The organism is Lacticaseibacillus sp. 22, from assembly GCF_055413445.1.
Genome location: NZ_JBVAYD010000027.1, coordinates 22,739 through 35,895, shown reverse-complemented (window position 1 = coordinate 35,895; position 13,157 = coordinate 22,739). Strand labels below are relative to the sequence as shown.

Sequence of the window (13,157 nt, the reverse complement as noted above, 5' to 3'; positions counted from 1 at the left end):
TTAAGCGCTTTTTCTTGGGTATATACCAAAATAATTTAAACAAAAGACTTGCAATTTTAAAAAAAGCGTTTATCATCATTCGTGTAAGGGCTTTCATTAATCATCAAACTCGTTGTTAGTCTTGTATATGCTTCACCGTTTTATCTAGCATTCATCTTTATCGCAATTTTTTGGGTTGTCTTTCTATATAAAAGGAGGTAGCAGCATGCAAGTTATCCAATACATCGTTGATTTGGGACCAAGTGTCATGATTCCAATCATCATCTTTATACTTGGTATTTTTCTGCGACAAGGCGTTGGAAGATCCCTTCGCGCAGGTATTTCAATCGGTATCGGATTTGTTGGTATTAACTTAGTCATCTCGTTGTTAACTGATAATCTGGGTAAGGCTGCCGAGGCAATGGCCAAGAATTTTAATTTAGGACTTAGCGTTGTCGATGTCGGATGGCCAGGAACTTCTCCTATGGCATGGGCATCAGCCATGGGTCTTATCGCCATTCCAATTGCCATTGCCGTTAATGTCATTATGTTGCTTACGCGTATGACAAAAGTTGTCAATGTGGATATCTGGAACATTTGGCACATGGCGTTTACTGGTGCAATTGTTCAACTTGCTACGGGTAGTTTTACTTGGGGAATTGTTGCCATTTGCGTTCATGCAGCAATCGCTTACAAACTTGGCGATATTTTCAAACCTGTTACAGATAACTTTTTTGGCTTGGAAGGCATCTCAATTCCACACGGGACATCTGCTTATATGGGTATTTTCGCCAAGCCAATTGATGATCTGATTGAAGCGATTCCGGGACTGAACAAAATTACAATCACATCCAAAACCGTCGAAGAAAAGTTCGGTGTCTTAGGTCAGCCATCCATTATTGGCGCTATATTAGGGATCATTATCGGCTTGCTGGCAAAGTTTCCAATCGGTAAATCGCTGCAGTTGGGAATACAAATGGCCGCAGTTATGGTGTTAATGCCTGTGGTCGTTAAATTCATTATGGAGGGACTCATTCCAATTTCACAAGGTGCCAAAGTCATCATGGACAAACACTTTAAAGGTGGCTTGTTCACGATAGGGATGGATCCGGCTTTGTTACTTGGTAATTCAGACGTTATTGCTGCAGGTCTGCTGTTTGTTCCCATCACCTTGCTGATTGCGATCCTTGTACCTGGTAACAAAGTGTTGCCTTTCGGTGATTTAGCCACGATCGGGTTCTTTATCGCCATTGCAACAGGGGTTCATAAAGGAAACATCTTCCGAACACTCATCTCTGGTTCGGTCATTATGTTCATCACTATCTGGATTTCAAACCAAATGTATCCGCTAGAGGTTGCCCTTGGCCATGCGACGAATTTACTTGCTAAGGGTAAAGAAGTTTCTTCACTTGACCAAGCAGGCTCACCAATCACGTACCTCTTAACTAAGGGCTTTACCGGCCAGGTTGGCATCGGCTTTATCGTTATCGCTATCTTGTTTATCAGTGCATTTGCTTATACGTATATTGCATACAAGCGGCAACGCTTATATGTCACGGATAACAAGACGAAATAAACTCAGGTTATTGCTTCACTAAATAACAAATTAAATTTTAGGAGGAATCAACTTATGGCTAAAGATTGGTTAAACATTGATGATCGGGTATTTATTGTGACAGGCGGCTCTTCAGGAATCGGTGACGCCATCGTTAAAGATCTGATTGGTAACCATGCAAAAGTTGTCAACGCTGATCTCAAGGAAGGCTCATTCAAAGATGACAATCTCTTGTTTGTACAGACCGATGTTACCAAACGAGATCAAGTTGAGCACATGGTGGCGACTGCTAAAGAAAAGTTTGGCACCATTAACGGTTTGGTCAATAATGCCGGCATCAACATCCCTCGTATTTTAACAGATCCAACTGATCCTGATGGCAAATATGTGATCAATGAAGCCAACTTCGACAAAATGTTTACCATCAATGTTAAAAGCGTTTGGCTTTGCTCTTCCATCGTGGTCAAGGAACTCGTTAAGCAACATAAGGGTGTCATTGTTAACATGTCATCTGAGTCCGGACTCGAAGGCTCACAAGGTGCCGGCATTTATTCTGGCACAAAAGGCGCAATTAATGGTTTTACTCGCGCTTGGGCTAAAGAGTTGGGTCAATACAATGTTCGCATGATCGGTGTTGCGCCTGGTGTTCTGGAAGCCACCGGTCTACGTACGCTTTCTTACGAAGAAGGACTTGCTTACTCACGTCATGAGACGGTCGAACAGCTACGAGCAGGTTATGCAAAGACTTCGACAATTCCTCTAGGCCGCAGCGGTAAACTTTCCGAAGTTGCTGATTTAGTTACCTACTTCCTCTCTGATCGCTCAAGTTACATGACTGGCCAAACAGTCAATGTTTCAGGCGGAAAGTCCCGCGGCTAATTCACTATTGTTACACAAGGTTCGGTAACCATAATGTCGCAAAGATATTCAATGTTTCAAATCTTATGTCTGTAAAAGCCACCTACAAAAAATGGCTTTAATCGTTCGACAAGCAATCCAAACGTCATTAAAATTTTCAAGCTCACCTGTTTGGATTCAAGCAATTAAAAGTCGATTCTTCATCGAATCGACTTTTGTCATGGAGGCCAAGATTATGATTTTGACAGTTACTTTAAATCCCTCAATTGATGTTTCATACCCTTTAGAGCATTTAGCCACCAATACTGTTAATCGAGTTAAAAATGTGCGCAAAACAGCTGGTGGCAAGGGTCTCAATGTTTCGCGGGTGATTCATCAAATGGATCACGATATCCTTGCCACTGGATTCATCGGTGGTTATTTTGGCCAGTGGCTACAGCATCAGCTCGATAACGAGGGCATCCCTCACCAATTCCTGTCTATTCAGGCAGAAACACGTAGCTCAATTGCCATTTTACATGATAACGGGAATCAAACCGAAATTCTCGAAGCAGGACCAACGATCGATAGAAAAGACGCTAATAAATTCCTAGATCATTTTGATCACTTGCTGCCAGAAGCCGATCTAGTCACTATCTCTGGTTCTATGCCACAAGGATTGCCCGAGACCTACTACACATTGATGATCGCTCATGCTGAAAAACAAGGTGTCAAAGTTTTACTTGATACATCAGGTGCCACCTTGACGCATGCACTTGATGCGCCACTTAAGCCTTTCCTAATCAAACCAAACGATGAGGAATTGAGCGATTTGCTTAAACACCATGTTGACAAAAATGATCTTTCAACACTCAAACAAGACCTACAGGCGCCTGTCTTTGCTGGTGTCGATTGGGTGGTAGTTTCATTAGGGGCTGCAGGCGCTTTTGCAAAGCATGGGCAGAACTTCTATCATGCCGTTATCCCCAAGATCAAGGTGGTCAATGCAGTTGGTTCAGGCGATGCAACCTTGGCTGGGCTTGCCATGGGTATCCACGACAAGCAGTCTGATCAGACCATTCTGAAAACAGCTATGACCACCGGAATGTTAAACACCATGCAAGCCACAACCGGCTTTGTCGACCCAGCACAATTTCAAATCTACTTTAATCAGGTTACGATTCAGCCCTCTTAGCTCGAATCGGGGTGTTCCCAGCGCGGCACTCGTAAGCATTTTTAGCAGTACCAAAAAAGCCTGCATCCCAACGGACACAGACTTTCCAATTTGTGAACCAAATTAATGCTTCACAATATCATTAATATAAACCACACCGGCCTTGCCGTCTCCTAGAAGATCCGGCTTCATGTCCAGCATCTGGGCGTTGAGGAAACTGATCACCATGGGCAGGTTCATGCCTGCATAGAGATCAAATTTGCCGCCTTCTGCCAACACCCGTGCTGCCACATTATTAGGTGTGCCGCCTTTCAAATCGGCTAGGACGGTGACATCATCTTCACCTTCGATTGCCGCTTTGAACTTGGCTTGAAAATCTTCCGGGCCTTCATTCGGTAACAATGCTACCGTGGCAATGTCATCTTGTGGACCCATGATCATTTCGGCACTCTTCTTGAGTTCCTCGCATAATTGACCGTGACTAATCAAAACTAACTTACTCATATTTCCAAAACTCCTTTAACATGCGCTGATCCAACGCTTTGCACTTCATTGTGACGAAACCGCGTAACCATTTGATGCTCACACGCCGAACATGGCTGGATTGGCTCATGCTTCGTGCTAAACATTTCGGCAGGTTATTTATTAGCCTTTTGTAATAACGCCAAGTGCGGACAAGGCCACGGACACAATCAACACAATGAAGATGGCCCGGGTTGACGTCATATGCTTACGGCCAAGCAACCAATAAACGGCACCAACGATCAAAGCCGGGAGTAGCTTTGGAATGATCATGTCAGCACTGTTTTGGAAGTTCAGTGGCACACTGCCGATCTTTGGTGCAAATGCAAATTTCACATTAATCATGGTTGCAACCAACGCGCCAACCATGAAGACCCCCATGATCGTTGCGGCATTGGTCAAAGCTGCCAACCGATGCGACATGGTTGTGACCAACGAAACCCCTTCGTTATAGGCAATCCGTAATTGTTTCCACCGGAAGACCATAACGGCAACTTGGGCTGCAATCCAAATGAAGATACCGACTGGGTTCCCTTTTTCCGCCATGTTCGCAGCAATTGCCCCGAAAATAGCCGGAATCAAAGCAGCAAAGATTGAATCACCAATGGAAGCAAAGGAGCCCATCAGACCGGTTTTCATACCAACAACGGTTTCTTCACCGGCAATTCCTTCTTTTTCTTCAACCGCCAAGTCAATCCCGGTGATAATGGTGTTGAAGAAGTTAGAGGTGTTGAAGAACTGCGTATGAGTCTTCATCATTTTCTTGAGTTCCGGCGTCCCGTCACCATAAATCTTACGCAACTGCGGCAGGATCGTGTACAGATAACCTGAAGCCTGCATCCGTTCGTAGTTCCAACCCAACTGGAAGCCGAACAAGCTACGACGGTTAATCTGCCGAAAATCTTTGTCAGTTAATTTGTAAGCGGGTTTATTAGAGTTCATCATCGGTGATTTCCCCCTCATCATTAGTCTTCTTTGCTGCTTTAGCACCACCATTGGCTTCTGAACCGCCACCGACACTGTCATGCAGTTGTGTTGACTGCTGGTAGCTGATCGCTGCAAACGCAAATCCAATCAATGCAATTGCGAGCATGGACAAGCCGTTGAATGTCGCTGTAAAGTTCTTAGCCACACCAGCGACTGCCGTTCCCAATGTCTGAATATTGCCAAACAAGGTGGTGAACAACATGGTGAAGATAAAGCCTAAGATCAGATAAGCAAAATGCTTCTTAACAGGCAGGTAGTGGAGCAGGATTGCGAACCCGACAGCTGGCAGAACCGCACCGGCTGTTGCCAAGCCATCGCCTAACCATTTCCAATCGGTGTTCAATGCGTGGGCAATATTGGTAACAAAACCGCCACCAAAGGCCAACGCCAACCCAACTGGAATCATCCGTGACAAAGCCCAAGGAAGTGCTCCGGCAAGGAAGTAACGTTCGATGCCTTTGTAATTATACTCGTCAACCATTTTATCAATCCGATGTGCAAAGAAAGTATTCGCAAAACGAGCAAGAATATCAGTTTGAATCATGATACTAGCAACTGGTACCGCAATCGCAGCAACAGCAGCTTCCGGCTTCATACCGGAACTAACAGAGAAAGCAGTTGCTAACAAGGTACCGGAGTTTGCATCGATTTTAGAAGCACCCCCGAAAGTACCAACCCCTAGAACCATCAACTGGGTGGATGCATTAGCAAGCCGGCCTTCATGTCACCCATAACGAGACCGGCAACCAAGCCAGCGAAAACTGATGAACTCATGGCTGAATAAATTTGCAGTTCATCAAGAATTTGATAACCTGCGTATAATGTTATAATCACTATTTGCTACCATGCAATCATTGTTGACTCCCCCTATCCTTTTTTGAGCAATGACATAAAGTCAGCTGCAGCATCACCCGGAACCATTTGTGCAATCAAGTGAACACCGTGAGCGTCCAGTTTCTTGAACGTTTCAATATCTTCATCGACCACATTGATCGATTTTGTAATGGAACGGGTTTTATCTGTCTGGGACATATTGCCAACATTCAATTCCTTAATCGGTACACCTGCCTCGACTAAAGCAAGGAATGTTTCTGGACGTTTTGCGACAATGAACACCTTTTGGGAATCATACTTGTGGTTCAAAATATGGTTTGCGGCAGTTGCGACATCCAGAACCGATAAGCGTACCGTTTCCGGAGTCGCCATCCGCAACCCGCTTTTATCAATGTCGCTCTTGGATGCTGCCTCATCAACAACCATAATTCGAGTCGCACCCAGTTTGGTGGTCCAAAGATTGGCAACCTGGCCATGAACCAAGCGACCATCAATCCGTGCAGCAATAATAGCCATTTTCTACTCCTCCTTCTGTGTCTGTGAGCGTGAGCCGGTGCGGTTTGGAGCTTGCACCGGAAGTTATCCATCATGGTTCTTTAAATATCGGGTGGTCAGCCATCTTCAAGCTTTCGGCGTAGCGGCCTTCGGTTTCAAACACAATGACGTCATTTTTTCCGGCGTGCAGGAGTCCTGCCGGTACATAAAGTGACAACGTGGGGCCTTTCTCCCAAAACCTGCCGACATTTACACCATTAACCAGCATCACTCCTTTACCGAATCCACGACAATCAAGATAGGTATCTTGCGGGGCGGTCAAATCAAACGTGTACTTGTAAAACGCAGGGGTCGCGGGCTGCCAGCCTTCCGTAAAGGTAAGCCGAGAAGCGCGATTCAAGTCCAGCGGGTATTGCTGATAGCCCTTGATGAAGTGCAGATCAACCATGACACCGGTGCGAATCCCTTTGAACTGCGTGATCGCCTCAATCTTGGATCCGTAATTCACCCGACTCATGTTTTCTACCAGTAAATCAAGTTGATGATGTCCCTCAACTTCCGGCAACAAGATATCATCACCAATTGCTTCTTGGTATTGGGTTGCTAGCCATTTTTGATCCAAATAAGCTTGCACCCGATCACGGGCATCGATCACCCGCAACTTGGCCGGTGTTCCTTTGTCAGTGCCACTAATGAGCGGCTGCGTACGATACAAGGTATAGCCGGTATATTGGCCCAGAAATTCTTGCGTCTGCGGATAAGAAGCGGCGATCGGTTTGGTTAACTGATCCAAGACTGCGAACAAGGAAACTTTAGCCGTTAACGGGTGTGAAGCTGGCGCCATCGTGGGTTTGACCAGCGGCTTGGCTTGCTGAACTTCTGGAAGCTCTTCATGGATCATTTTTTGAATGGCAAAGTACTTTGGCGTTGGATTACCTTGTTCATTTAGCGGGGCATCGTAATCGTAAGATGTTACCTGAGGCAGGTCATGGTCTTTACGCGCAGACGTCCCGTTCATGAAGCCAAAATTTGTACCACCATGAAACATGTAGAGATTCACACTGCCACGCTTGATGACGGCGCGCAGATCTTCCGCGGTTTCATCAGGATCGCGGCGGATAATCGGCTCACCCCAGCGGTTAAACCAACCATCCCAGAATTCCACGCACATCAGTGGCCAGTCGCGACCGTGTTCCTGATGAAAAGCGGCTAACCGATCGAAATTCTTATCGGCAGCCGAGCCGAAGTTGCCCGTTGCCAGAATGCCGGCATCAATCATACTCCCGGCGTTTAAGGTGGCTGGCCACGGTCCATCTGAAGTGAACAACGGCACATCAACTCCGTGTTGCTGCATCAGTTTCGCAACCGCCGCCAAGTAATCCTGATCCTCACCATAAGAACCGTACTCGTTTTCCACCTGCATCATGATCACATTGCCGCCGTGGGTAACTTGATGATCAACTAGATGCGGCATCAATGCGGTATAGTAACGGTCAATTGCCGCCAAATAAGCTGGATCATCAGTACGCAGACGCATCTTCTTCGTCAACAGCCATGCCGGAAATCCGCCAAACTCCCACTCTGCACAGATATAAGGAGACGGCCGCACAATCGCATACAAGCCGAGATCTTCAGCAGTTTTGAGAAAACGTTCAATATCGAGGATGCCGCTAAAATCAAACTCGCCTTCACGATACTCATGCAAGTTCCACGGCACATAGGTTTCCACCGTGTTAAACCCTAAAGCTTTAAGGTTATACAGGCTGTGATACCAGTCACTCGGATGCACCCGAAAATAATGAATGGCACCAGATAGGATCTTGAACGGCTTCCCATCCAACATAAATTCATGATCGATCGAAAAGGTCGTCACGAACCTTAACCTCCCTTCCAAAGTGTGAGCGTGATCCGGCGCGCTCAGAAGTCGGAGTGTAAGTGGCCTTAGACGTGACGGCCGGGCTTTGGCCATTGCGGCTAAGGTCCTTACACGCAGACTTCTGCGCCGGTGAACGCGTTATGGTGAGCGTGACCCGGCGCGCATATGGCAACCCAAAACGATTCATAACACCCGTTCCGTTGCCATAATCCAGTGTCACACATTAACGCCATTTTTCACAAGGTTTTGTGTCAGGAAAGCTGTCATGCTTCTGCTTGATACGCAAGTTTTCCACCGAGATAGGTTGCCTGCAGCTTCAAGTCAGCATCCAAAACCAGATAGTCAGCAGCTCGACCCGGTAAAATGCTCCCACATTGATCGTCAATCTTGCAGGAAGCAGCCGGAGTTTGGGTTGCCATGCGGATAATGGCTTCCGGCGTGGCTGCGTTCCAAGCTAAGAGATTCGTCAAGGAATCTTTTAGTTCCAACACCGAACCGGCCAAACTGTCGCCATCTTTTAACCGCGCCATGCCGTCCTTGACGTAAACCGGGAATTCGCCCAGTACATAATCACCATCAGGCATCATTCCGGCGCGCATGCAATCGGTGATCAAAGCAATGTGCTCTGCGCCTTTTAGCCGAATTAACGTGGTCGCAACTTCGGGCCGCACATGATGACCGTCACAAATCAGCTCGTCATCAACGCCTTGTAGGTACATTGCAGCGCCTACCATCCCGGGTGCCCGATGACTCAGTGGGCTCATCCCGTTAAAGGTATGCGTGAAGACAGTGGCACCTGCTTCGACACAAGCTTTTGCCTGTTCAAAGGTGGCATCACTATGACCCAGCGCCACAACTGTTCCATCTCCGGTCGCATACCGCGTAAACGCAACTGCGCCGTCACGTTCCGGCGCAATGGCGATTTTTTTCAATAAACCATTGGCCGAAGTTTGCCACGCATCGTATTCCTTTTCACTCGGATTTTTGAAATACTTCGGGTTTTGTGCGCCTTTGTGTTTGGTTGTGAAGTATGGGCCTTCAAAATAAATGCCTTGAATCTTGGCGCCGGATTCTTCGCCTGCATGAGCCGCGATGGTTTTGCAGACATCGTTTAGCTGATCGAAGGACCCGGTCAAAGTGGTGGGTAGCCAGCTTGTAACGCCTGCCTTGAGCAAATTCTGGCTCATGGTATTGATGCCGTCCCAATCGTTATCCATGACATCGTGTCCCAAAAGGCCATGAATGTGGGTGTCAACCAACCCGGGCGCAATTAGCTTGCCTGGTTGTTCCACAATTTCGCCTTCTGGTTTGGCACTTTCAGGTAAATATTGACCAAACTGGCCATCATCGGTCACTTCTAGATACCCGCCAATTTCAGTCACATGTTTGAGAAAGAATTTTGCGGCGTGAATGTAATAACTCATGAACACTTGCCTCCCAGTTTTAGCAACGCCATCCAACCGATTTACTCGACTAAATGGCGCCATGACAGTTGCAACCTTATTCCTGACCTGAATAGTCGTGGAGGATAACCCCTTTTACCACGCGATTAACGGTGCCGGTCGGTGATGGGGTATCAGGTAAGTTGCCAACCTTGATGGAAGCCAAAAGTGCCACAGTCTGGGCAAACATAACATCAGGCAATGCTTGGTAGCCTTCCGGAAGATCCTTAAGGCCATTTTCAAAGTAGAAACCGTCACCCGAGAAGTTCTGATCCTGCTTGGTGCCGACTGCCATGACAGAAGGGGCAATCTTGTCGTCTTTGACTTCTTCAAGCACGTCGATGTCATATTGGCGGGTATAAGCATTGTTGCTAACCAAGTCGAACAACAGTGTCTTGTCATTAACGAAGCTCTTTGGTCCGTGACGGAAGCCCATGGAGGTGTCAAACATCGTTGCGTATTGGCCCGCGGTGAGTTCAAGTACCTTCAACCGAGTTTCACGCGTCAACCCGCCGAGACTGCCGGAGCCAAGATAGACGATCCGTTCAAAGTCTTGATCCAATACCGCTTGAATTTCAGCTTCACGCGCTACGACTTCTTTCCCCATCGCGGCGATTGCCTGAACCCATTGACGCTTGTCATCATCACTGGCAGCGTCAAAAACAAGCAAAGCACTCAATGTCATGCATGAGAAACTGCCGGTCATGGCAAAGCCTTTATCGTTAGAACCTGCTGGCTGCAACAGCAACAAGGTCTTATCTTCAGTAGCGGATTTCTTTGCCAATTGGCCTTCAGGAGCACAGGTAATGCTGATCTGATGGAGATTATGCACAACTTGTTCCGCGAGCTCAACGGTCTTCAGGCTTTCCGGGGAGTTCCCGCTCCGAGCAAACGAAACCAGAATCGTCGGGGTATCGGCTTCCAAAAAGTCATAAGGTGCAGAAACGATATCGGTGGAAGCAATGGATTCAAATTCAAACTTGCTGCGATCACCATGCGCCCGTAAGTACGGTGTAACGGTATCACCCACATATTGAGAACTGCCGGCACCGGTGAAAATAACCCGGACGGTCTGACCATTTGCAGCAGCGGTTACCTGCTTCAAGAAAGCCGTAATCTTTTCCTTGTCACGCGTATAATTAGCAAACGCTTCTTGCCACAGTTCCGGCTGCTGCTTGATCTCAGCCGTGGTAATCTGAGCACCCATTTTCGTTAATTCTTCTGTCGTTTTTTCGAACAAAATAATATCCTCCCTAGTGATTCACATGATGAACGTGATAAACAAATTGATCCGCGCGCGCCACACTCAACGTATATTCAACGATTTCCCCAGTATCGGCAAAAGTCGTTCGCCGAATGTTTAAGCATGCCGATGCCGGCGCAACTCGCAGCTGTTTGGCATCCTCCGGCGAGACCAGCCCGGCAAAAAAAGCTTCATCAACCGACGCAATGTGAATGCCATAATGCTGTTCCAGCCAATCGTATAGTGGATTTTTGGCTAAATCAGATGCTTGCAGATCCGGCACCGTCAACGCCGGTAAGTAACTACGCTCAATCATCATCGGCAACTGATCCGCAATTCGCAACCGGTCAAGAACATAAACCGGTGTCTCTGGATCAACCCGCATCCGTTTGGCAATGTCAGGCGGTACCGCGATTTTTTCCAGTCGTTGAATCTTCGTTACTGGCTGACGATTCATGGCTAGCATTTGTTTGGTAAAACTGTACGATCCGCTTACATCCGTTCGTTCGTCAAACCGTTCAGCGACAAACGTGCCTTTGCCGGTACTGCGATAAATGAACCCGCGCAGAAATAACTCATTCAACGCGGACCGAACCGTATTGCGGCTGACATGATACAGTTCACTCAGATCCCGCTCGGACGGCAACTTGTCATTAGGCTGAAGTTTTTCTTTGATGAATGTCTCCAACTGATCTACCAGCTGTTTGGTCAACGGAACCTTTTCCATATCCTCACCTCCACGTGGTACCAACCACATGTAGTGTATGCGTTTGCAGCTCTGATTGTCAATGGAAACGACTTAATTCTAATTTGGCGGCTTCGCACTGCGGTTTTGCCCTAGTCCATACCAGTCACGCTAGATGCTTTTCAATCCGTCGCATATGAGTCAAGTAGCCTTGCTAAACCACCTTAGACCAACGTTTTAATATAAAATAATCAATAAGAAAGCACTCTCATGGTTTATTAATTTTTTGCCGTCTTCCTAAAGACTGTCTTCATGATCTAAAAATTACTTTTCAGTGAAAATGCAATGTCTGAACAGTCAAAAACAGCCTCAGAGATTTTTCGTCTCCAAGGCTGTTTGAATGGTTAACCTGTCTGAAACCAGAAACTCAACTGTTACGCATCGGCACCTGGCGTTGAGGTAACGATGGCAAGTTTACCGGTAAACTGCCAGGTTTTAATTTGATTGGGAATCAAGAAACTATCGCCGGTTTTAATTGGATAATCTTTGCCATCTGCCGTAAAGGTACCGGTGCCGTCAAGTACCGTCACGTTGGTATAAGGTGCCTGCTGGGTAAATGACATAGTGCCGTCAACATCGAGCCGATAGACGGCAAAATGCGGTGATAATGGTGGTTTCACAAATGTAGTGATTTGGCCACCTGTGACATTTTCTTTGGTAATGTGCAACTTAGGATCATGGAATGGCACGGTGGTCACATCAAGACTTTGCTTAATATGCAACTCGCGCTTGTGCCCTTGATCATCCGTCCGATCATAGTCGTACAACCGATAAGTCGTGTCAGAACTCTGCTGCGTTTCCAATGCGACAATGCCCTTGTTAAGTGCGTGAATCGTCCCGCTTGGCACATAAACGAAGTCGCCGGTTTTGACCGGATATTTGCGTAACAGATGCTCCCAATCGCCAGCTTCGATCATTTCCTTGAGCTGTTCATGTGTTTTGGCGTGGTGGCCATAAATTAAGTAGGCGCCCGGATCCGCTTTCAAAATATACCAGCATTCAGTTTTACCAAGTTCGCCCTTGGCTTCGTGCGCGGCTGCATATGCATCGTCTGGGTGCACCTGAACACTCAAACTGGCTTCAGCATCGAGGATTTTCACCAGCAGCGGAAATTCCTGGCTATGTTGCGGGCCAAAGTAAGCCGGATCTTCGTGCCAGGCTTGACGCAAGGTTTTGCCTTTGAGTGGGCCATTTTCGATGGTTGCCGGTCCATGCGGATGTCCGGAAATAATCCACGCTTCACCGATTTTGCCGTCCGGAATATCAAACCCGTATTCAGTCTTAAGTTTACGGCCACCCCAGATCTTGGGATTAAAATATGGCTTCAAAAACAATGGTTCTGTCAAAAGCTCCACTCCTCTTCAATCGCGTTTTCCAGTCATCATGACTATCTGTAAGCACTTTTTCCGGTTTCGCCTTTCATTATACACGATCACCCTAGGCCAATCATTCGTTCTCTTAACTAAAT

General features: G+C 46.9%; 11 protein-coding genes and 1 pseudogene. 3 read left to right on the top strand and 9 right to left on the bottom strand.

The window, feature by feature from the left end; genetic code table 11:
• Positions 1-205 precede the first annotated feature (205 nt).
• The 3 genes from ACWP87_RS11345 to ACWP87_RS11335 all read left to right on the top strand — a co-directional run bounded on the left by ACWP87_RS11345 (position 206) and on the right by ACWP87_RS11335 (position 3,566).
• Positions 206-1,555, top strand: coding sequence for a PTS galactitol transporter subunit IIC (locus ACWP87_RS11345; protein WP_005687599.1), 1,350 nt, complete (start codon positions 206-208; stop codon positions 1,553-1,555).
• A 54-nt stretch (positions 1,556-1,609) separates the two neighbouring features.
• Complete coding sequence (locus ACWP87_RS11340) at positions 1,610-2,413, top strand: SDR family oxidoreductase (RefSeq protein ID WP_014569017.1); 804 nt, start codon at positions 1,610-1,612, stop codon at positions 2,411-2,413.
• 214 nt (positions 2,414-2,627) lie between these two features.
• On the top strand, positions 2,628-3,566 hold the full coding sequence (locus ACWP87_RS11335) for a hexose kinase (protein WP_014569016.1): 939 nt from the start codon (positions 2,628-2,630) through the stop codon (positions 3,564-3,566).
• 102 nt (positions 3,567-3,668) lie between these two features.
• Here the strand turns inward: ACWP87_RS11335 and ACWP87_RS11330 are convergent, their stop codons facing one another.
• The 9 genes and pseudogenes from ACWP87_RS11330 to manA all read right to left on the bottom strand — a co-directional run bounded on the left by ACWP87_RS11330 (position 3,669) and on the right by manA (position 13,035).
• Positions 3,669-4,049 (bottom strand): PTS sugar transporter subunit IIA, encoded by a 381-nt coding sequence (locus ACWP87_RS11330; protein ID WP_014569015.1) that lies wholly within the window; start codon positions 4,047-4,049, stop codon positions 3,669-3,671.
• 141 nt (positions 4,050-4,190) lie between these two features.
• Positions 4,191-5,012, bottom strand: a complete 822-nt coding sequence (locus tag ACWP87_RS11325) for a PTS system mannose/fructose/sorbose family transporter subunit IID (protein ID WP_014569014.1) — start codon at positions 5,010-5,012, stop codon at positions 4,191-4,193.
• Positions 4,999-5,888: pseudogene (locus tag ACWP87_RS11320) on the bottom strand (PTS mannose/fructose/sorbose/N-acetylgalactosamine transporter subunit IIC). The gene ACWP87_RS11325 and the pseudogene ACWP87_RS11320 overlap by 14 nt, the downstream one beginning before the upstream one ends.
• A 33-nt stretch (positions 5,889-5,921) precedes the next feature.
• Positions 5,922-6,404: a PTS sugar transporter subunit IIB gene (locus ACWP87_RS11315; RefSeq protein WP_005687609.1), complete on the bottom strand. Its 483-nt coding sequence runs from the start codon at positions 6,402-6,404 to the stop codon at positions 5,922-5,924.
• 70 nt (positions 6,405-6,474) lie between these two features.
• A complete protein-coding gene (locus tag ACWP87_RS11310; protein ID WP_014569011.1) occupies positions 6,475-8,256 on the bottom strand; it encodes a glycoside hydrolase family 35 protein in 1,782 nt (593 codons plus the stop codon).
• Between the two features lie 266 nt (positions 8,257-8,522).
• Complete coding sequence (gene nagA / locus ACWP87_RS11305) at positions 8,523-9,683, bottom strand: N-acetylglucosamine-6-phosphate deacetylase (protein WP_014569010.1); 1,161 nt, start codon at positions 9,681-9,683, stop codon at positions 8,523-8,525.
• 76 nt (positions 9,684-9,759) lie between these two features.
• Positions 9,760-10,941 (bottom strand): SIS domain-containing protein, encoded by a 1,182-nt coding sequence (locus tag ACWP87_RS11300; RefSeq protein WP_014569009.1) that lies wholly within the window; start codon positions 10,939-10,941, stop codon positions 9,760-9,762.
• Between the two features lie 13 nt (positions 10,942-10,954).
• Positions 10,955-11,671: a GntR family transcriptional regulator gene (locus ACWP87_RS11295; RefSeq protein ID WP_005687618.1), complete on the bottom strand. Its 717-nt coding sequence runs from the start codon at positions 11,669-11,671 to the stop codon at positions 10,955-10,957.
• A gap of 392 nt (positions 11,672-12,063) precedes the next feature.
• Positions 12,064-13,035: a mannose-6-phosphate isomerase, class I gene (manA, locus tag ACWP87_RS11290; protein ID WP_005687620.1), complete on the bottom strand. Its 972-nt coding sequence runs from the start codon at positions 13,033-13,035 to the stop codon at positions 12,064-12,066.
• Between the last annotated feature and the right edge of the window lie 122 nt (positions 13,036-13,157).